We start from the raw sequence: 20,780 nt of genomic DNA, 5'->3' as shown, positions 1-20,780 counted from the left end.
TAGTCACCTATCGCTTAAGCAGACAATGTAATGAGATTACGACCTTGCATTTCAGCAGGCACAGGAATCTGCATTAAGTTCAGAATGGTCGGTGCAACATCAGCAAGCACGCCACCTTCTGCAATCGTTGCTTGGGTTGGACCCACATAAATAAAAGGAACAAGCTCTGTTGTATGCTGAGTATGAACCTGACCACTTTCATAATCTTGCATTTGTTCAACATTACCGTGGTCAGCCGTAATAAGCATATGGCCTTTTTTCGCCATTACAGCTTCGTATACACGACCTAAACATGTATCAACTGCTTCAACAGCCTTAACTGCAGCATCAAATACGCCTGTATGACCGACCATATCACCATTGGCATAGTTCACAACAAGTAAGTCGTACTCACCCGAGTTAATTGCTTTGACTAACTCATCAGTTACTTCATAAGCACTCATTTCAGGCTTTAAGTCATATGTCGCAACGTTTGGCGATGGAATTAGAATTCGCTTCTCACCTGGATATTCGTCTTCACGACCACCACTAAAGAAGAAAGTCACATGGGCATATTTCTCAGTTTCAGCAATACGTAATTGTGTTTTACCTAAAGAAGATAAATATTCACCAAGCGAGTTCTTTAACTCTTCAGGCATATATGCCACAGGTGCATCAATACTTGCCTGATAACGCGTCAACATGACAAATTTAGAAAGGTTCGGTACAACTTTACGCTCAAAACCTGCGAAATCTTTTTCAACAAACGCACGCGTAATTTCACGGGCACGGTCAGCACGGAAATTCATAAATACAACGCTATCGCCATCTTGAACTTTAGCGATCTCACCAATACGGGTTGCTTTTACAAACTCATCATTTTCATTTGCAGCATATGCAAGCTCTAAGCCTTCAACCGCAGTATTTGCAGTACGAACAGCTTCACCTTCCGTTAATAAACGGTAAGCCTGCTCAACACGATCCCAACGGTTATCACGATCCATTGCAAAATAGCGACCAATCATGGTTGCAATACGGCCCTTGCCTTCATATTGAGCGAATAAAGCATCTAATTTTTCTAATGACGGTTGAGCACTACGTGGAGGAGTATCACGACCATCAAGGAATGCATGTAAGTAAACTTTCGCACCGCGTTTTAAGGCAAGTTCACACATCGCCACAATATGATCTTCATGTGAGTGAACACCGCCTTCAGAGAGTAGGCCCATAATATGAACTGCGCCACCCGCTGCTTTTGCTTTTTCTACGGCATCAACCAATACTTCGTGCTCAAAAAAAGCACCAGTACGAATATCTTTAGTAATACGTGTGAAGTCTTGGTATAACACTCGGCCAGCGCCAAGGTTCATGTGACCAACTTCAGAGTTACCCATTTGTCCATCAGGTAAACCAACATCTTCACCAGAACCAGAAATGAGACTATTTGGATGCTTTGCTTTCATTGCAGTTAAATTCGGGGTTTTTGCTGCAAGAAAAGCATTATCTTCAATCGCTTCACGGTGTCCAACACCATCCATAATGACCAGAACGTGAGGGATCTTGCCAGCAGTTGCATCCGTCATAATCAATTTCTCTTTTGTCTACAATTTCATCGCAATATCTTACCGAATTTTCGGTGAAGACTCTATTTTTTCCTATGGCTTTCCCCAATGCTCCTCATTGAGAAAGCCATTCATATACTTTCAATTTAACGGGCCCGATAAAGCAAATAACTTCCGGCACCAAACATTAAAATAATAGGCATGAGTACAAACCAAGCTGGTGAAGGCGCGTATACCAAACTTGCGTAGCCCAAGAAGTCTTGTAAATAATAAAAGCCTAAACCAATGAAGAGTGCGATCACCAAACGGAAACCCATCGACTGTTGACGTAGTGGACCAAAAATAAAAGAACAAGCCACTAATACAAGAGTAATGAGTGAAAATGGAGAAGCGACTTTTTGCCAAAAAGCTAATTGGTAAGTTTTCGGTACTTGGCTATATTCGTCCATATAGCGCATAAAACTAATCAGCTGACTTGGAGACAAGTCCTCAGGGTCTAAAGTCACCATGTGTACATATTTAGGCTGTAGAGCCAAACCTAAAGACTGCTGATCATGATTATTTAGTATCGAATTACCATCTGTAAGAATGTCCATCTGGCTGGCTTTTTGTAAAATCCATTGACCATCTTGGATAAACTTTCCTTGCTCTGCATTAATTAAAGACTGTAAATGGTAGTCTTTGTTAAAGTCTACGACCTGAATATCTCTTAAATTTCCTTGTGAGTTCGCATAATCAATATAAATAAAACGTTGCCCTTCTCGTGACCAATAGCCTTTCACTTCACCTAAAGCAGCAACTGATCGATGGCTTTTGACACTTTGTGCTTTCTCATTTGTATAGGGAACAACCCACTCACTTAGAGCAAAAGATAAAACAATAAGTAGCAAAGCTGAGCGCATAACCCAACCTACAATACGCCATAAGCTAATCCCGACCGAACGCATCACGATCAGCTCACTATTGGATGCTAAAGCGCCTAACCCAATCACAGCGCCAATTAAGGCCGAGATAGGTAAAATTTCATATAGATAGCGAGGGGCACCCCATAACACATAGATAAAAGCTTGCCATGCATTATAGTCAGGTTTTAGCTCACCTAATTCACCCAGATAAGTAAACAGGATTTGCAAAACAGACAAAACAATGGTGGTACCAAACATTGCGAGCGCAGTGGTTTTCGTCACATATTTGGCGACTATTCGACGTGCTAACATTATAATTTCACTCGCTTAATCTGTTTCTTGATTTTCGGCCCTAATTTCTGCTTACGTGAAAATAAGGCAGCTGCGATTGCATAAACCAATAAAGCCACTGGATAAGCCCAAATATCCAGTTCTCCTTTACTTATACGAGTTTTAATTGCAATCATGAGTACGATCAAACTCGCGAAAATAAAGATAGATGGAATAAGGCGATAATAACGACCTTGTCGCGGGCTTACTTCCGACAATGCCACAGATAGCATCAAGGCAATAATAATGGTAAACGGACCAAATAAGCGCCAGCCCAACTCACTTCTTACGACCGGATCATTTGCTTTAGAAAATAGTTTTGATGTGGAAAGTGCTTCTACATCGCCACTCTCAAACTTAACATCTTTGTCATTTTCTAAACGTAGACGATAAGACTGGAACTCTGCTTGTGTATATTTTGGTTGTCCCGGGAATATTTCATAGCGACGACCTTGAACGAGATCAACCACATTGGCGGTGTCATTTGCAACTTCTACACGAGTCGCCTCTTTTGCCAAAATCATGACATCTGGCTTGCCTTCTTTGGCTGCACGCTGATAAAAGAAAATATCTTTAAGGTTTTTTCGATCTTCCGACAATGAACCCGCATAAATCGTATAAGGTCCAGAAGAAATAAACTCTCTTGGTCGCACCAAGTCAAACCCTGTACGCACTGCTTGAGTTGTAGTTAATTTTTCGAATTCACGAAGTCCCCACGGCGTCATCCAAAGCATAAGTACGGACTGACACACCATGTAAACCAGTGTCATTGGAATAAGTAAGCGCGCTAACTGATGACGACTTACCCCACTACCATTCAATACGGCCATTTCATGATCAACATATAAACGACCAAACACCAACATTAAACCAATAAAAAACCCAAGTGGTAAAATGAGGGTTAGAAATTCAGGTAAACGATATCCAATGATGCTAAACAAGATACTGGCATCTAGTCGCCCCTGTGCCGCCACACCAAAGTATTTGATCAGACGACCACCCATCATGATTAAGGTCAATAATGCAATGACCACCAATGAGGTAGAGACAACTTGCTTGACGAGATAACGCCGAATAATCAAATTAATACTTCCAAAAGGCTAATCGGGACGAACGCTAGTTTACCCGAATGTTAAAAATATAAAACCGCACATTGCAACGCTATGCTTGAAAGTGTTTCAATGTTTTAATCCAACATAACTTTCTATAGGCAATCACGGCAGCCATGAAATTTACAACTTATACAACTTTTCCTGAACAAACTTCTAATGAATCTTTGTGGATTTTAGTTGATTCAGAACAGCTACAAAGCAATCTCAATACATATCAAATCAATAATCTAGAAAGTATTCTTACAGCAACTCAATTTAAAGCCAACTTCAATGAAACGTTGCCATTATTTGGTCAACTTAGCACTCAGCCCCATAGCCAATTACTTGGTTTAGGAAAAGCAGCTGAACTTCAAGCAGCTAAGTTAGCAAAATTGGCGCAAACCATTATCAAGTCGGCGCAAAATAAATTTAAGCATATCGCAATTGATATTGCTGCGTTACCTGTCGAATACCATTATTTATTTGCATTAAGCTTAACTCAAGCAGCTTATGGTTATGATGAGTTTAAATCGAAAAAAAATGAATTTGTGTTACAACAAGTTGATTTAATTAGCTCACAAACCAGCCTTGATGAAAATCAACTCGCTTTAGTACATGCTGTACAATCTGGTCAGTCTTATGCTCGTGACTTAGGAAACCGACCAGGTAACATCTGTTTCCCTGAATATCTGGCAGAACAGGCGTTAGCTTTAGCGGCAGAATTTCCAGACTTACTTAAAGTCACTGTCTTAAATGAGCAACAAATGGCTGATTTAGGCATGTATGCATTTCTTGCAGTCAGCAAAGGGTCTGAGCGTCCGGGCCGTATAGTGACTCTTGAATACCAAGCGCAGCTTGAACAAGCTCCTGTCGTACTTGTCGGTAAAGGCGTAACCTTTGATACAGGCGGTATTTCTTTAAAACCAGGACTTGGCATGGATGAAATGAAGTTTGATATGTGTGGTGCAGCTTCTGTACTCGGCACAATCCGTGCTTTATGTGAGGCACGTCTTCCAATCCATGTTGTGGGTGCGATTGCAGCAGCAGAAAATATGCCTTCAGGTAAAGCAACTCGCCCAGGCGATATTGTAACAACTATGAGTGGTCAGACCGTTGAAATTTTAAATACTGACGCTGAAGGCCGTTTGGTCCTTTGCGACACCTTAACGTATATCAAACGTTTCAATCCAGCAGTTGTGATTGATATCGCAACATTAACTGGTGCCTGCGTAGTTGCGTTAGGTAAAGTACTGAGTGGTTTATTCTCTCCGGACGATACTTTGGCAGCTGAACTCCAACAAGCTGGTGAGCAGTCATTTGACCGTGTATGGCGCATGCCAGTGATTGATGATTATCAAGAACTATTGGACTCTCCTTTTGCAGACATCGCTAACATTGGTGGACCACATGGCGGCGCAATTACAGCAGCCTGCTTCCTTGAGCGTTTTACTCGTGACTATCGCTGGGCTCATTTGGATGTTGCCGGAACAGCATGGTTATCAGGCTCAGCAAAAGGCGCAACTGGTCGTCCAGTACCGCTACTTATGCAATTCTTGGCTAACCGTGTAAGTACGAATGGCTAAAGTTAGCTTTTATCTGTTTGAAACCAGTGAAGAACGGCAAGTCGATAGTGCTTGCCGTTTATGTCGAAAAATTTTACTGAAGCATTCACAAATCTGGTGGTATTGCCCAGATGTGCAGTTACAACAAACACTTGATGAAAAATTGTGGAGCTTTGATCCGACCAGCTTTATTGCCCATGGCGTTGATCAGGTAGATGCAGCAGTATGTATTTCGGCTAAACAACCTTCTGAACAAGGTTGGCTGGTATTTAATTTTAACAATCATGCACTTGAACAAGTGGATCATTTTAGCCACATTATAGAAATTGTTGAAAATAATGAAGCAGCCAAACAAATTGGCCGAGAAAAATTTAAAATGTATCGTCGTTTAGGTATAGAACCTCGAACCTTTAAATTATAACGCGCTAAAATGTAAATACTGTTGAGCAAAGGAGAACTGTGGTGGCATTAAATGTCGGGCAAGATTTTAAAAAAAGATGGTTAAATGCGCCTGAAGCTGTCCGTCATGCTTATCAACAGGATTTGGCTCGTATTTGTGATTTATTAGAGCCTCAGACCCCTATTCAACTGTGGGTTTTAAATGACGAAAAAGCACAATTAGAATCACAACAAAATATTGAAAAGGCATATGCTGACTTAAAGGCAGAGTTAATCGAGCAAGCGCGAATTCGTCGCCAACTTGCTTTAGAAAAAGCTCTTGCAGATAAGCGCGCAAAGGAAGCAGCTTATGCTGCTGAATTACAAGCTGACGAAGTTCGTAAATTTAGTGAACAAACGGAAGCTTTGCAGGCTTTACGCAGTCATTTAGAACAAGAAGTTGCTGAACATACTGCACGTTATCAGAAAAACCCTGAAACGCCAGCAATTGACTATTCTTCTGGTGCAAAACTTAGCATTACTGACGATCAAATCTTATCTGAGCTTGAAAGTGTGCGTGTTCGCCTAGAACTTGAAGCTGAAAGCTTAATTGAACAGGCGGTAACAGTTTTCCGTGCCAAACTGCACGCTGCGGCTCAAGAAGAAATTGAATATATTTTAAAGAATTCTAACTTTTCTGATGAAAAAATAGAAAAGTAAAGTTTTAATATTCTTCCTGTCATAAAAATGACATTTAATTGTCACAAAATGGTCATGCATAATATTCTTATGGTTCAAGCAATTATAAGAATAAGTCATAATTATTTATGAAAATTAATGAGGGTAAGAAATGGACATTCCGCATCAGATTTCAACGCAAATTGAGCAACTTAATCAAGGCGAGCAATGGACCTTCTCAGCACAAGAACTTTATATGAGTCATAACGACTTTAATTCGCTTTCAATCTTACTCACACGAGCATCGGAAAAAGGCGAATTTTCAATTACTCGCACTCAGCATAATAAACCTTGGGTCGGCACACACTCAGTTACTCTCACCAAGCATTAATTTTTAAAATAAAAAACCGGAACGTATGTCCGGTTTTTCATTTTGGTAATTTAAAAGTTTATTTTAAAAAACCATTTTCAGCTAAGAAAGCCATACTAATATTTGATTCGGTTTTCTGTTCAGCAGCTTTATCACCTAGTAATAAGCGTTCGATATAACGTGCTAACACATCAACTTCAAGGTTGACCTTGCTACCCACTTGCCACGTTCCAATATTAGTACGCTCTGCTGTGTGTGGGATTAGGTTTAAACTTAAAATATTACCGCGTAAATGATTAATCGTTAAGCTAATACCATCTACAGTTACTGAACCCTTCTCTGCCAGATATTTAGCAAGTTCTACAGGCGCAGTCACTTCAAAATAAATTGAGCGAGCATCTTCACGTACTAGGGTAATTTCACCTACACCATCAACGTGACCACTTACAATGTGTCCACCAAAGCGGGTAGTCGGTAACATGGCTTTTTCCACATTGACACGTTGACCAACTTTCCAATTACCCAAAGTCGTGCGGTTTAAACTTTCACGGGACACATCAGCCGCATACCAGTTATCACCCCACTCAATCACTGTGAGACAGATCCCGTTAGTTGCAATTGAGTCACCCAAATGTACGTCAGACATATCCAAATCGGTTTGAATACGTAAACGTACATCGCCACCTACACTTTGCAGGCTTTCTACTTTACCTAAACTTTCAATAATGCCTGTAAACATGGCTCAATCTCCAAATCTTTTACACTGCTTAAATTGCAGCGCTTACCAAAGTGCGAGCTGTGTACTATTACCTGATGTATCTACACCACCTAGCTCGGCGAAGTGGTAAAGCTGGCCTAACAATTGACGTAACGGTGGCCCTGGTTTGGCATGAGTATCTGTAATCACAATAAACTCAAGCACACGTGCACGCTCTGACTGACGTTGTTTACTTACGCGATAACGTGGAACATCTTGAGTAAGTAAAGTCACTTTTCCACGTTCCAGATTGGCCATCAGTAAATCTTTCGGCTCAATGTTACCATCGGTCGAATAACTGGTCAGAATATAACGTGCATTGATGGTTGAAAGTAATTTTTCATACGCATCTTTTGCATGTTTAGAAGAGTTGTATGGGCTTGGACGCTCTTTACGCCATGCACGGTCAATACCACTCTTATAACCTTTAGTGTCTGGTGGAGGTAGGTCGACTTGATCCCATAACGTCAATGCATTTAAAACGTGATAGTTACTACTGTAAGCATGCTGATTATAAGGTGGGTCAAGATAGGCTACATCTACTTCAAAACCGCTCATCTGATTTGCTAGATGCTGAGCATCTACACACCACATTTCAGCAGCGGGGCGTTTACGGTCACCAATCTCACAGAAACGGCTCGGTGTTAACCAAAGTAGTGATTCAATCCGCTCTAACGCTGTTTGTGTACGTCCGCCCCACCCTTGGTGGAAGCTTTTAAATACACCACTGGTATTACTCACAAAACTTGCTGAATAGAGTAATGGCGCAAGCAAAGCACTCATTTCTACATCATTAATTGCACCCTGCGCTTGCCATGTGGCAATTTGCTGGCGAATCGCATCGATGCGCATACCATTGCGACGTTTAAAGAATAAACGATCACGAGATGGATCATAGACATCATCATTACGAGGGCAAAGGTTATGCGTTACCCAGCCTTTAACCTCGGGTAAGCGGTTTAAATAATCAATCGCTTTCTGATAGCCACCCAACTCTTTAAAAGCAGGTGCATCGACACACGCTAAAATTGCATGATTTAAAGCATGACTATAAGGTTCCCAGTCATTTGCAATGACACGGTATCCATTTTGACGTGCTAAACGAGAAACCACTCCACTGCCTGCAAAAAAGTCAGCAAAAATCGGGGGGTTCTTTTTCTTGCTATTCAGCGTCCCTGTGATTTCCAGAGCTTCTAAAATCAAGTGGAGCAATCGGCGCTTGTTGCCCAAATACGGGACAAGCTGATGGAAAAGATATTCGTCTGTCGTGCGGGCTGCATGACGACGTTTGTGGTATACCGAAGGCTCTGAATTCATACTTTCTCTTGCGTAGGGATTAACCTTAAGCGTATATCTTGATCAAGTTGTGTTACATCAAGAAGTTTAAAACGAAGTTGCTGTGCCATATATTCAAAATCTGCATTGAACATGGCTCTTGCACTTTGCCCCAATAAAGTTGGAGCCACATAACTGATCATTTCATCCACTAAACCTTCTTGTAAAAAGGCGGTAGACAAAGTTGCGCCAGCTTCAACCAACACATCATAAATTTGGTATTGCTTAGATAAGGTCTGTAATAGTGTTTTTAAAGGTTGAATTTCTAATTGTATCACGCCTAAGTCAGCGAGTTCCTGACGATATGGCCCCATCACCATGACAGTTTCAGGATTTTCTAAAATTTTAGCGGTGAGCGGTAAACGCCCTCTCCGATCTAGAATTACACGTTTTGGCTGAGCAACTGTCTCGATATCAACATTATGAAGTGAACGTACATTAAGTTGGCAGTCATCGGCAATTACAGTTTCAATACCTGTAATCACGGCGCCTGAAATCGCACGCCAATGTTGTACATCTTGACGGGCCGCAGAACCTGTAATCCACTTCGACTCACCTGATGCCATTGCAGTACGCCCATCAAGACTAGAAGCAACTTTTAGTCGTACATATGGCATGCCGGTAGACATCGCTTTTAAAAAGCCTTGATTAAGTTGAGCTGCCAAATCCTCACAAATACCGATTTCTACTTCAATACCGGCATTTTTTAATATCTGAACACCTTTACCTGCAACAAGCGGGTTTGGATCGGGACATGCCACTACCACTTTTTTAACTTGGGCTTTCACCAATGCTTCGGCACAAGGAGGGGTTCGTCCATAATGTGCACATGGTTCAAGCGTCACATAAGCCGTTGCACCTTGTGCATGTTCACCCGCCTCACGTAAGGCAAAAACTTCAGCGTGTGGCTGACCTGCTTTAGGATGAAAGCCTTCACCAATTAACTGATCATCTTTGACAATGACACAACCGACATTTGGATTTGGTTTTGTCGAATAGAGTCCTCGTTTGGCAAGTTCAATGGCTTGCTGCATCCAGTATTGATCTTGTTTTAACTCAGACATAAAAATCTCAAATGATTAGTGCTCACGTTGTTGCATTTGCTCAATTTGGCGGCGAAACGCTTCAACATCCTGAAAATCTTGATAAACCGAAGCAAAACGAACATAGGCAACGTGATCAAGTGCAAATAAAGATTGCATGACAATCTCACCAATCGTTCTGGATTTCACATCACGCTCACCCAAACGGCGAATTTGCAACTGAATATCGCTTAGAACCGTCTCGATCTGCTCTTGTGTCACTGGACGTTTTTGTAAGGCATGCATAAGCGAACGACGTAGCTTCGCCTCATCAAACGGTTCATTTTTTCCATTCGATTTGATCACACGGGGCATCACCACTTCATAGCTTTCAAAAGTGGTAAAACGTTCACCGCAACTTACACACTCACGACGTCGACGAATCTGACAGCCTTCTGCGGCTAGACGCGAATCGATGACTTTACTATCTGCGGCGTTGCAAAATGGACAATGCATAGCGGACTTAATAGGGTCAATTACTTTGACCTAGTGTAGCAAAATTTCTACACTTACAGAACCAGCATTCTATGAGACAAAAAAACAGCCCTGTCCGAGATCAAAGCATCGCTTTGATCACAGCACAAGACTGTTTTTGATATAAGAATTATTAGTGATTATTCAATACGTTCGCCATGTTGGCTTAAGTCCAGACCCATACGTTCATCATCCGAATTAACACGAAGTCCAATAATAAGGTCAATCACTTTAAGGATAATGAAAGTTGCGATACCACTGTAAACCATTGTTGCAAGCACACCTTCGACTTGTACCCACAACTGACCAGCGAATGTTGGTGCTAATGCTACGTTGGCTGCCTTAATGATTTCATCACTATAAAATACGCCAGTTAAAATCGCACCGACAATACCACCTACAGCGTGTAAACCAAACGCATCCAAAGCATCATCGGCTTTAAGTAAGCGTTTAAGTGCCGTAATACCCCAGAAGCAGACTACACCACCAATAAGGCCCATTACTAAAGCTCCGCCTACACCAACAAAACCAGCTGCAGGCGTAATCACAACTAAACCAGCAACAGCTCCAGATGCACCGCCCAATACAGAAGCTTTACCACGGATCATACGTTCTACTACCAACCAAGAGAACGCAGCAGCAGCGGCAGCAACTTGAGTCACTAAAATTGCCATACTTGCACGAGCACCAGCACCTAAAGCACTACCACCGTTAAAACCAAACCAACCCACCCAAAGTAAACTTGCACCGATTACAGTTAAAGTTAAGTTATGTGGCGCCATAGATTCACGGCCAAGACCAATACGTTTACCAAGCATATAAGCAGCAACTAGGCCTGCAACACCGGAGTTAATGTGTACAACCGTACCGCCAGCGAAATCTAATGCACCTGCTTTAAATAACCAGCCATCTGCCGCCCATACCCAGTGAGTAATTGGCGCATAAACCACAAGTACCCAAATTGCAATGAATGCCATGAAAGCTGAATATTTCATACGGTCAGCAATCGAGCCACTCAAAATTGCGACAGTAATGATGGCGAAAGTCATTTGGAAAATAACAAAGAGGCTTTCAGGAATTGTTCCACTTAATGCATCAAAAGCGACACCATTGAGCATTGCTTTAGACAAATCACCAAAGTATGCACCTGTGCCAGAGAACGCGATTGAATAACCTGCAATCACCCAGAGCAAACTTACTAAAATTGCAGCAGAAAGGCTAAACATCATAGTGCTTAAGACATTTTTCTTACGGACCATACCACCGTAAAATAACGCCAAGCCTGGAATTGTCATCAACAGAACCAAAGCTGTTGAAATTAAAATCCAAGATGTATCACCGGTATCGAGTTTTGCAGTCGGTGTCGGAGCAGCCGGAGTTTCCTCAGCTGCTGGTGCCGCTGCAATTGTTGCAGGAGCTTCAGACGTTGATGTTGCTGTAACCTCAGATGTTGGTGTTGTTACAGTCTCTTCTGCCCAAGCGGCAGTACCACCCAAAAGTGCGCCGGTTAAACTCAGCGCCATAAGCATTTTTTTCATTCGTGTCCCCCAACCTCATTTGCGAGCTATTTATTGCTCAGCAAGCTTTGTGCCAATTTAGACAGCATCTGGTCCTGTTTCACCTGTACGGATACGGATGACTTGTTCCAGATTAGTCACAAAAATCTTACCGTCGCCGATTTTTCCAGTGCTTGCCACACGTGTAATTGACTCAATTACCGCTTCGACCATTTCATCACTAATCGCAATTTCGATTTTTACTTTAGGTAAGAAATCAACCACATACTCAGCGCCGCGGTAAAGTTCTGTATGTCCTTTTTGACGACCAAAACCTTTAACTTCAGTTACGGTAATCCCTTGTACACCAATGTCAGAGAGTGCTTCACGCACATCATCCAATTTAAACGGTTTTACAATTGCAGTTACAAGCTTCATGTTTGTTTCCTTCGGCTTCTTTTCACCAGTAAGGTTTTATGTTCAATTTTCATGCCAATATTTCAAAGGTTGGAGGATATGAATCTTTTGCATGAGCTTTCTTTATAACCTATTTAGTTATCAAGATGTAGATGAGCAACTAAAAATAAAATGAATTTTCAGTGCTGTTTTTATTTCAATTTATCGTTATGACATGGCTAAAAGCCAAGAAGCCTATATCCTAGATTCAAGCAGTGTTAAACTGGCGAGCATAAGGTAATACAACAGTTTGGATATCTCATGCTAGAAACTCTATTACAGGCCATTTTGGAACAAATTGACGAGCCTAAAAAAGATTTAGAAAAAAACTTACGTGCATTATTAAATGAAACTGTCGAGAAATTAGATCTTGTCTCTAAACAAGAAATCGAAAGACAAAAAACAGCCCTTCATTTAGCCAATCAACGTTTAGAAGCGCTACAAAAACAAGTCAGTCTATTAGAAGAAGCTTTAAAGAATAAAAAATAAGCACCAACGTAGCGCACTTATACTTTACAACGATTAAAAATGAAGCACCATAATGGAACAATAAGATGTCTTTTTCTAAAATTTATACTCGGGGACTTTTAGGATTACATGCGCCTCTCATTGAGGTTGAGGTGCATGTGAGTCAAGGCTTACCCTCTCTGACTATTGTAGGCTTAGCTGAAGCAGCCGTTAGGGAAAGTAAGGATAGGGTTCGCTCAGCTATTATTAACAGTGGATTTCAATTTCCAACTAAGCGGCTGACCATTAACCTTGCTCCTGCAGATTTGCCCAAAGATGGTTCACGGCTAGATTTACCAATTGCTTTAGGCATCTTAATTGCCTCTGGTCAACTTCCGGAAAACTGCACAGAAGACTTTGAATTTATTGGAGAGTTAGCTCTAGACGGTCATGTAAGACCTGTGTCAGGCGCCTTAACTTTAGCAATGGCATGCCAGCAAGCTCAGCATAAAATCGTTTTACCAGTCGATAATAGCCAAGATATTAGCCATTTACCTAATCTTGAGTGTTATCCGGTTAACCATTTAAAAGAGGTGTGCGAGCACTTTTTAGGCACACAAAAGCTAGCTCATGCGCAGCAAAGTGCCTATTCAAATGAAATGCCCTATAAATTTGATCTTGCAGATGTTAAAGGTCAGCTACGCCCACGGCGTGCACTAGAAATTGCTGCCGCTGGGGGACATTCCCTGCTCTTTAAAGGACCACCAGGCACAGGTAAAACTTTATTGGCCTCACGCCTGCCTTCCATTTTACCGCCACTTTCTACTCAAGAAACTCTTGAAGTTGCAAGTATTTATTCTATTTCAAATACACCACATACTTTTGGGCAGCGTCCATTTCGCGCGCCCCACCATACAGCATCAGCAATTGCACTGGTTGGGGGCGGTTGTCAGTTCCACAAATAAATCAGAGTTTACACAAATAAACTAGAGCAAGAATAAAAAGTATATTATCTATATGCTTTAATTTTTCATTTTGTAAAAATATATGCCTGTTAATAATGACAAAATAACGACTATTGATTGCTTCCCAAACGATAATATTAGTCGAGTGGTTTATAGATATGGTGGACTTGTTAGAAACGAAGATAACGATTCAACTAATCCTTTTGTTGAAGTGTTATTAATTGAGATTAGAAAAAGTGATCAATGGTTATTTTTAGATAAGTGCTCAACATTCCTTGTTCCCGTACTTGATCTTGATGCTGTTCAACATGGCAGTATTTGGGATGGAAATGTTTTAACCGATCAATCCTATCGGTTTTCAGGAAAACTCATTACAAAACGATTTTCTTTCGACTTCACCAATAATAAACCTAAGAATATAAAACTTACGGACAGAATCCCCAATACTTCTGACTACTACATTCCTTTAAAAAACTATTTCCTCCCAAATAAAGTTGATTATGTTCTTCAAGGCTATCCATTTACCAAATATACCAATGATTCATATCGCAAAGTGAATCATTGCCTAATGCATTCCAATGATGGAACTCAAGTCATCACATCATCAATTCATGTATTGCATAGCTTATTCGTCAATCGGAAGGATATTAGGGGACTTTTATTAGGAACTTCGAGTCAATCCATCATTAATCGTTTTTTAGAATCTTATACAACAGAAATTGTGGACGATAATGTTGAATATAAAATTAAAATCAGAAAGCCATATGAAGATATAGGCGAGACTGCAATTATTTTTCTTGCTAATCTTGCCTTAAACCCATATGTGCAAACGATAGTTGATAAAATTCAACGAAGTATGGAAATTACCGAGTTTAATCATCTTCAGCAGGGTACAGGCAAAAGGTATCCCATTGTGTTTCCACCACATCCCACAAAGCTTTTCCTTGAAGCAGAAGGAATTTGGCTAGATGACAATAAGACTCGTTTTTTTATCACTAGAGTGAAAAAATTTGATCCTATTAACGATCACATGATTGATGTCAACAAAGACCTGACCAATACAATTTCAAAGCCTGATGAGAAAAATCCTAGACCTCGTGAAAAAAGTCAAAATAAGAATGAGCACATCAATACTCAAAAACCACCATCAAGAACAAGCGGTGAATATCGTAAGCGTTCTGAGGTGGAAACTGGAAATACACAAGGTATTCTGAAGTATTCTTTTAATGAACCAACCGATGATCCAATTGAAGTCGGAGCATCTAATCAACCTTATTCAGATAAATCAGAAGAGGTTGAAACATCTTCTGATGAACCCTATGGTAATCAAAATACTAAGATCAAAAAATCTGAAACGACAGATACACCACCTAGCAGAGATGAACGTTTTGACATTCAATACATTATCCAATCTCTCCAAGAACTTGCTTCTGAAATGGGTTCTCCTCTGGAACATCTGTCTGCAATTAATGAACATGGTGAAATGATAGCGAGTATTAATTTGCTTCAAATCAAAAAACTTGTGCCTGAACCCAAGCATCCCTCATGGATTGATTATGATAAAGGGCGAAAATTATTGTTCTTAAAATTAGACTTAAAAGATCAAAATGGATTTTCCTATCTCATCGATATACATAAAAATAAAAATCATGAAGCATTTTGTGCCTTTCTTATTTTTACTCAGAATAAGTTAACAAGCGAACAAATTAAAAAAATCTGTATTGAACTAGAAAATGCCAAGGGAATAAAAAAATGGGCACTCTACTGTGATAGTTTCATTCATAAAATGATTGCAATAAAACATTTATACGCAACACCAGATGAATGGAAAAATCGCTTTAAAAATTTATTCATAAGCTTACAGAAGGACAAATCCTAATTAAAGAATATTTTTTATACAATCATATGTTCATGAAATTACTTGGTATTTCATGTTTTCTATAAATTTGCGAAATAAAAAAGAGTGAAATTTTCGTTCAGTTCGCCTATACTAACAGTTCAATTTAAATTTCTATTCGTATTCACACACTTATGCTTTTGACTCCACCCTAGTTTATTTACCCATCTTTTTGTAAATAACTCATCACTGTCTAGTGATGTGGTGTAGTCGCTTGTGTGTTGTATATATCACATCACTAGCCTTTCCTAAAATTTAAAAAAATAGGCTATTTTCATGTTATCCACTATTCGAGAACAATGGTTCTCCAATATTCGCGGGGATGTTCTTGCGGGTATTGTTGTTGCTTTGGCTCTAATTCCTGAAGCAATTGCTTTCTCCATTATTGCAGGCGTTGATCCTAAAGTGGGGCTATATGCTTCATTCTGTATTGCTGTTGTGATTGCTTTTGTGGGCGGTCGTCCTGGTATGATTTCTGCTGCAACTGGTGCTATGGCTTTATTAATGGTCACACTGGTTAAAGAGCATGGTCTGCAATATTTATTAGCAGCCACAATTTTGACAGGATTTATTCAAATCCTAGCAGGCTATCTAAAATTAGGAGCCTTGATGCGTTTTGTATCAAAGTCAGTCGTTATTGGCTTTGTAAATGCCTTGGCTATTCTAATTTTTATGGCTCAATTGCCTGAACTTACCAACGTCACTTGGCATGTTTATGCGATGACAATCGGTGGTTTAGCGGTTATTTATCTATTTCCCTATATCCCAGTGATAGGGAAACTTTTACCCTCTCCCCTCATCTGTATTGTCCTACTTACGCTCTTTGCCTTATTCATTGGTTTAGATGTAAGAACTGTCGGTGATATGGGGCAATTGCCGGATACGCTTCCAATTTTCTTGCTTCCTGATATTCCTTTAAATCTTGAAACTTTAGCTATTATTTTACCCTATTCACTAGGTTTGGCAGCCGTGGGTTTACTTGAGTCCATGATGACCGCAACAATTGTCGACGATTTAACAGATACCACCAGTGATAAAAACCGAGAATGTAAAGGGCAAGGTGTTGCCAATGTCGCTTCAGGCTTCTTAGGCGGAATGGCAGGCTGTGCCATGATTGGTCAATCCATTATTAATGTGAAATCTGGTGGACGTACCCGTTTATCATCATTTAGTGCAGGGGTCTTTCTGTTAATTATGGTGGTGTTTATCAGTGACTGGCTTAAAGCCATTCCAATGGCTGCACTGGTTGCTGTCATGATTATGGTATCAATTGGAACATTTAACTGGGATTCTCTACGCAATATCCGCCAATATCCTCTCTCTAGCAATATCGTGATGATCGTTACAGTCGTCGTAGTTGTTGCCACACATAACCTGGCTTATGGTGTATTAGTCGGTGTTCTTCTTTCTGCATTATTTTTTGCCAATAAAATTGAACGCTATATGGCGATTCAATCTGTATTTGATGAATCAGAAAGCACACGTACTTATACGGTAACAGGTCAAGTGTTCTTCAGTTCAGCAGATAAATTTACTTCTGCATTTGATTTCAAAGAGGCACTTTCAAAAGTGGTGATTGATGTCAGTCAGGCACACTTCTGGGATGTTTCTGCGGTTGCTGCCGTAGATAAAGTGGTCATTAAGTTTAGACGTGAAGGAACAGAAGTCGAACTTATTGGAATGAATGAAGCTAGTAAAACATTAGTCGATAAGTTTGGTATCCATGATAAGCCAGATGCTTTAGATCGCTTAAATAGCCACTAAGAGGGATTAGTTATGTCAAAAATTATTGCATGTATTGATGGATCATTAGTAACAAATACTGTGTGTGATTATGCAGCTTGGTTTAGCGATAAACTTAATTCACCTATTAAACTATTGCATGTCATTGATAAGCCAAAAGCAAAAGCACCACAAGATTTAAGTGGTGCAATTGGTCTAGGAAGTCGAGAAACCTTGCTCAAAGAATTGGTTGAACTCGAAGAACGTAAGGGAAAAATCGAGCTAGAGCATGGCCAGATTCTTCTTCGGGAAGCAAAGAACTATTTATTGGAGAAGTTCTCTATTGATGCTCAAAGTTTTCAACGCCATGGCAGTGTTTTAGAAACAATCATGGGAATGGAAGACGACATTAGAGTTCTTGTTATGGGTAAGCATGGGAATGAAACCGAGCATGATTCCAGTAAAATTGGAACCCATATTGAAAATGTTGTTCGTGCCCTTCATAAACCCGTATTAATAACGTCTGCACCATTTAGTCCACCTAAGTCTTTTTTAATTGCTTTTGATGGAAGTCAGACTGCAAGAAAATGTGTTGAACGCATTGCGTCAAGTCCATTACTTAAAGGTCTTGCAGTACATTTGGTTTATGTCGGAAATCCGAATAGTGAAATGCAAAATCAGCTCTCTTGGGCAAAAGAGCAACTTGAATCACAAGGTTTTAATATCACCTCGAATACGTTGGATGGTGAAGTTGATAAGGCAATTATCAATTACGCTGAACAGCATCAAATCGATTTGATTGTGGTTGGGGCTTATGGTCATTCAAAGATACGTCAATTTTTTATTGGCAGCACCACCACAAAAGTGATCACAAGCGCTAATAAACCAGTCCTGTTACTACGATAATTTCATGAAGGGGTAGAATTTTGATCTATCCCTTTATTTTTAATAAGTTATAAAAGGAATCATAAATATGAATACGATGTTAATAAGCCCAACTCTAAATGTTTCTTGTTCCGAAAATGTGCTGTTAAAAATATCCTCATACTTTGGTGTATCTCATGAACAAGCTTATCGAAAAGGCGTAGATTCTCTTTTAAAATTAACAGAGATGGTTATAGCAAATAATGAACATTCTGAAATTATTAAACTTTTTTTGTGTGATTGTCATTTAAGAACATCTATCAATTTAGATGATATATCCGATATGCCTACTCAATTGATAGGCGATTGCCTTAATGTGATTGTTCTACGTTATGCATTTGTAGTTTGACAATCAGGTCGTAAACTAGACATTAATGTTCTAAACTTAAACAATATATTTGTAAACCAAAAGGTTGAATAAATGGGACAAGCTAAACAAAGGGGTACACTTGAGCAAAGAGTAAAGCAAGCTCAAGAACAAAAAGATGATTTTTATGGAACTGAAAGAAGTGTAGCAGAAGTTCTAGCTGAACTAGGCTTACCAAAAGAAAGGGCACTGTTGCAAAGTTAGCGATGAGGCAGCCTTTTGTCTTATTCAAAGGCCTTACATTTCAAAAACTCTGCTTACCAGGCGCATTTCGCCCAGGGGATCACCATAATAAAATGCTGAGGCCTGGCCTTTGCGTAGTGCACGCATCACCTCAATACCTTTGATGGTGGCGTAAGCCGTCTTCATGGATTTAAATCCCAGCGTGGCGCCGATTATCCGTTTCAGTTTGCCATGATCGCATTCAATCACGTTGTTCCGGTACTTAATCTGTCGGTGTTCAACGTCAGACGGGCACCGGCCTTCGCGTTTGAGCAGAGCAAGCGCGCGACCATAGGCGGGCGCTTTATCCGTGTTGATGAATCGCGGGATCTGCCACTTCTTCACGTTGTTGAGGATTTTACCCAGAAACCGGTATGCAGCTTTGCTGTTACGACGGGAGGAGAGATAAAAATCGACAGTGCGGCCCCGGCTGTCGACGGCCCGGTACAGATACGCCCAGCGGCCATTGACCTTCACGTAGGTTTCATCCATGTGCCACGGGCAAAGATCGGAAGGGTTACGCCAGTACCAGCGCAGCCGTTTTTCCATTTCAGGCGCATAACGCTGAACCCAGCGGTAAATCGTGGAGTGATCGACATTCACTCCGCGTTCAGCCAGCATCTCCTGCAGCTCACGGTAACTGATGCCGTATTTGCAGTACCAGCGTACGGCCCACAGAATGATGTCACGCTGAAAATGCCGGCCTTTGAATGGGTTCATGTGCAGCTCCATCAGCAAAAGGGGATGATAAGTTTATCACCACCGACTATTTGCAACAGTGCCGATAAAAATATATCATCATGAACAATAAAACTGTCTGCTTACATAAACAGTAATACAAGGGGTGTTATGAGCCATATTCAACGGGAAACGTCTTGCTCGAGGCCGCGATTAAATTCCAACCTGGATGCTGATTTATATGGGTATAGATGGGCTCGCGATAATGTCGGGCAATCAGGTGCGACAATCTATCGATTGTATGGGAAGCCCAATGCGCCAGAGTTGTTTCTGAAACATGGCAAAGGTAGCGTTGCCAATGATGTTACAGATGAGATGGTCAGACTAAACTGGCTGACGGCATTTATGCCTCTTCCGACCATCAAGCATTTTATCCGTACTCCTGATGATGCATGGTTACTCACCACTGCGATCCCCGGGAAAACAGCATTCCAGGTATTAGAAGAATATCCTGATTCAGGTGAAAATATTGTTGATGCGCTGGCAGTGTTCCTGCGCCGGTTGCATTCGATTCCTGTTTGTAATTGTCCTTTTAACAGCGATCGCGTATTTCGTCTCGCTCAGGCGCAATCACGAATGAATAACGGTTTGGTTGATGCTAGTGATTTTGATGACGAGCGTAATGGCTGGCCTGTTGAACAAGTCTGGAAAGAAATGCATAAGCTTTTGCCATTCTCACCGGATTCAGTCGTCACTCATGGTGATTTCTCACTTGATAACCTTATTTTTGACGAGGGGAAATTAATAGGTTGTATTGATGTTGGACGAGTCGGAATCGCAGACCGATACCAGGATCTTGCCATCCTATGGAACTGCCTCGGTGAGTTTTCTCCTTCATTACAGAAACGGCTTTTTCAAAAATATGGTATTGATAATCCTGATATGAATAAATTGCAGTTTCATTTGATGCTCGATGAGTTTTTCTGATAGTTAGTCTTTGTAGAGACACAAACCTGAAATTCCGGACACCGCGCTTCAGGACATCTCCCTGGACGCCGATATCTGGCAGTATCCGGACGGTACTATCGAACGCCGGGCCAACG

Annotated in this window: 21 protein-coding genes and 1 pseudogene; 12 read left to right on the top strand and 10 right to left on the bottom strand. The window is 40.7% G+C overall.

What is annotated here, in order from left to right; translation table 11 throughout:
* Nucleotides 1-14 precede the first annotated feature (14 nt).
* The 3 genes from gpmI to lptF all read right to left on the bottom strand — a co-directional run bounded on the left by gpmI (nt 15) and on the right by lptF (nt 3,858).
* A complete protein-coding gene (gene gpmI, locus EGS71_RS14335; RefSeq protein WP_000128745.1) occupies nt 15-1,562 on the bottom strand; it encodes a 2,3-bisphosphoglycerate-independent phosphoglycerate mutase in 1,548 nt (515 codons plus the stop codon).
* A gap of 125 nt (nt 1,563-1,687) precedes the next feature.
* On the bottom strand, nt 1,688-2,758 hold the full coding sequence (gene lptG, locus EGS71_RS14330) for an LPS export ABC transporter permease LptG (protein WP_000881091.1): 1,071 nt from the start codon (nt 2,756-2,758) through the stop codon (nt 1,688-1,690).
* Nucleotides 2,758-3,858 (bottom strand): LPS export ABC transporter permease LptF, encoded by a 1,101-nt coding sequence (lptF, locus tag EGS71_RS14325; protein ID WP_000586912.1) that lies wholly within the window; start codon nt 3,856-3,858, stop codon nt 2,758-2,760. The genes lptG and lptF overlap by 1 nt, the downstream gene beginning before the upstream one ends.
* Before the next feature lie 143 nt (nt 3,859-4,001).
* Between lptF and EGS71_RS14320 the strand changes: the two genes are divergently transcribed.
* From EGS71_RS14320 to EGS71_RS14305, 4 genes are all read left to right on the top strand, one after another.
* Nucleotides 4,002-5,450: a leucyl aminopeptidase gene (locus tag EGS71_RS14320; protein WP_000673449.1), complete on the top strand. Its 1,449-nt coding sequence runs from the start codon at nt 4,002-4,004 to the stop codon at nt 5,448-5,450.
* On the top strand, nt 5,443-5,850 hold the full coding sequence (locus EGS71_RS14315; RefSeq protein ID WP_001151591.1) for a DNA polymerase III subunit chi: 408 nt from the start codon (nt 5,443-5,445) through the stop codon (nt 5,848-5,850). The genes EGS71_RS14320 and EGS71_RS14315 overlap by 8 nt, the downstream gene beginning before the upstream one ends.
* 38 nt (nt 5,851-5,888) lie before the next feature.
* Nucleotides 5,889-6,527: a hypothetical protein gene (locus EGS71_RS14310; RefSeq protein ID WP_001988710.1), complete on the top strand. Its 639-nt coding sequence runs from the start codon at nt 5,889-5,891 to the stop codon at nt 6,525-6,527.
* Between the two features lie 130 nt (nt 6,528-6,657).
* Entirely contained in the window at nt 6,658-6,876 is a 219-nt protein-coding gene (locus EGS71_RS14305) for a hypothetical protein (RefSeq protein WP_000354154.1), read from the top strand.
* Between the two features lie 58 nt (nt 6,877-6,934).
* On the opposite strand, the gene EGS71_RS14300 is transcribed toward EGS71_RS14305, so the two are convergent.
* The 6 genes from EGS71_RS14300 to glnK form a co-directional block, all read right to left on the bottom strand.
* A complete protein-coding gene (locus tag EGS71_RS14300; RefSeq protein ID WP_000493866.1) occupies nt 6,935-7,594 on the bottom strand; it encodes a riboflavin synthase in 660 nt (219 codons plus the stop codon).
* A gap of 42 nt (nt 7,595-7,636) precedes the next feature.
* Nucleotides 7,637-8,929, bottom strand: a complete 1,293-nt coding sequence (locus tag EGS71_RS14295; RefSeq protein ID WP_001083669.1) for a DNA adenine methylase — start codon at nt 8,927-8,929, stop codon at nt 7,637-7,639.
* Nucleotides 8,926-10,011 carry a bifunctional diaminohydroxyphosphoribosylaminopyrimidine deaminase/5-amino-6-(5-phosphoribosylamino)uracil reductase RibD gene (ribD, locus tag EGS71_RS14290; protein WP_001292499.1) on the bottom strand — a complete coding sequence of 362 codons (1,086 nt, stop codon included), beginning with the start codon at nt 10,009-10,011 and terminating at the stop codon, nt 8,926-8,928. Before ribD ends, EGS71_RS14295 begins: the two co-directional genes overlap by 4 nt.
* A 15-nt stretch (nt 10,012-10,026) precedes the next feature.
* Nucleotides 10,027-10,485 (bottom strand): transcriptional regulator NrdR, encoded by a 459-nt coding sequence (gene nrdR / locus EGS71_RS14285; RefSeq protein WP_000543541.1) that lies wholly within the window; start codon nt 10,483-10,485, stop codon nt 10,027-10,029.
* Between the two features lie 158 nt (nt 10,486-10,643).
* Complete coding sequence (locus EGS71_RS14280) at nt 10,644-12,041, bottom strand: ammonium transporter (protein WP_000738520.1); 1,398 nt, start codon at nt 12,039-12,041, stop codon at nt 10,644-10,646.
* Nucleotides 12,042-12,098: 57 nt separating this feature from the next.
* Nucleotides 12,099-12,437 carry a P-II family nitrogen regulator gene (gene glnK, locus EGS71_RS14275; RefSeq protein WP_000780327.1) on the bottom strand — a complete coding sequence of 113 codons (339 nt, stop codon included), beginning with the start codon at nt 12,435-12,437 and terminating at the stop codon, nt 12,099-12,101.
* A 279-nt stretch (nt 12,438-12,716) separates the two neighbouring features.
* Between glnK and EGS71_RS14270 the strand changes: the two genes are divergently transcribed.
* From EGS71_RS14270 to EGS71_RS22475, 7 genes and pseudogenes are all read left to right on the top strand, one after another.
* Nucleotides 12,717-12,944, top strand: coding sequence for an accessory factor UbiK family protein (locus tag EGS71_RS14270; RefSeq protein ID WP_000894500.1), 228 nt, complete (start codon nt 12,717-12,719; stop codon nt 12,942-12,944).
* A gap of 65 nt (nt 12,945-13,009) precedes the next feature.
* Nucleotides 13,010-13,849, top strand: a pseudogene (locus EGS71_RS14265) (YifB family Mg chelatase-like AAA ATPase); the annotation flags it as partial.
* Nucleotides 13,850-13,949: 100 nt separating this feature from the next.
* A complete protein-coding gene (locus tag EGS71_RS14260) occupies nt 13,950-15,746 on the top strand; it encodes a hypothetical protein (protein WP_001144964.1) in 1,797 nt (598 codons plus the stop codon).
* Between the two features lie 294 nt (nt 15,747-16,040).
* A complete protein-coding gene (locus tag EGS71_RS14255) occupies nt 16,041-17,528 on the top strand; it encodes a SulP family inorganic anion transporter (RefSeq protein ID WP_000953322.1) in 1,488 nt (495 codons plus the stop codon).
* Nucleotides 17,529-17,540: 12 nt separating this feature from the next.
* Complete coding sequence (locus EGS71_RS14250; protein WP_000034564.1) at nt 17,541-18,392, top strand: universal stress protein; 852 nt, start codon at nt 17,541-17,543, stop codon at nt 18,390-18,392.
* Nucleotides 18,393-18,459: 67 nt separating this feature from the next.
* Nucleotides 18,460-18,759, top strand: coding sequence for a hypothetical protein (locus tag EGS71_RS14245; protein WP_001095006.1), 300 nt, complete (start codon nt 18,460-18,462; stop codon nt 18,757-18,759).
* A 72-nt stretch (nt 18,760-18,831) separates the two neighbouring features.
* Nucleotides 18,832-18,981: a hypothetical protein gene (locus tag EGS71_RS22475; RefSeq protein WP_000529370.1), complete on the top strand. Its 150-nt coding sequence runs from the start codon at nt 18,832-18,834 to the stop codon at nt 18,979-18,981.
* A gap of 33 nt (nt 18,982-19,014) precedes the next feature.
* On the opposite strand, the gene EGS71_RS14235 is transcribed toward EGS71_RS22475, so the two are convergent.
* A complete protein-coding gene (locus EGS71_RS14235) occupies nt 19,015-19,719 on the bottom strand; it encodes an IS6-like element IS26 family transposase (protein WP_001067855.1) in 705 nt (234 codons plus the stop codon).
* Between the two features lie 129 nt (nt 19,720-19,848).
* On the opposite strand from EGS71_RS14235, the gene EGS71_RS14230 reads away from it, so the two are divergent.
* The gene (locus EGS71_RS14230) at nt 19,849-20,664 is read left to right on the top strand and encodes an aminoglycoside O-phosphotransferase APH(3')-Ia (protein WP_000018326.1); all 816 of its coding nucleotides are present in this window, start codon (nt 19,849-19,851) and stop codon (nt 20,662-20,664) included.
* The last annotated feature ends 116 nt before the right edge of the window (nt 20,665-20,780 follow it).

The organism is Acinetobacter sp. FDAARGOS_559 (assembly GCF_003940475.1).
Taxonomy (GTDB): Bacteria; Pseudomonadota; Gammaproteobacteria; order Pseudomonadales; family Moraxellaceae; genus Acinetobacter; species Acinetobacter baumannii.
Note: the sequence above shows the minus strand (reverse complement) of the source record. Positions and strands in the feature narration are given on the sequence as shown.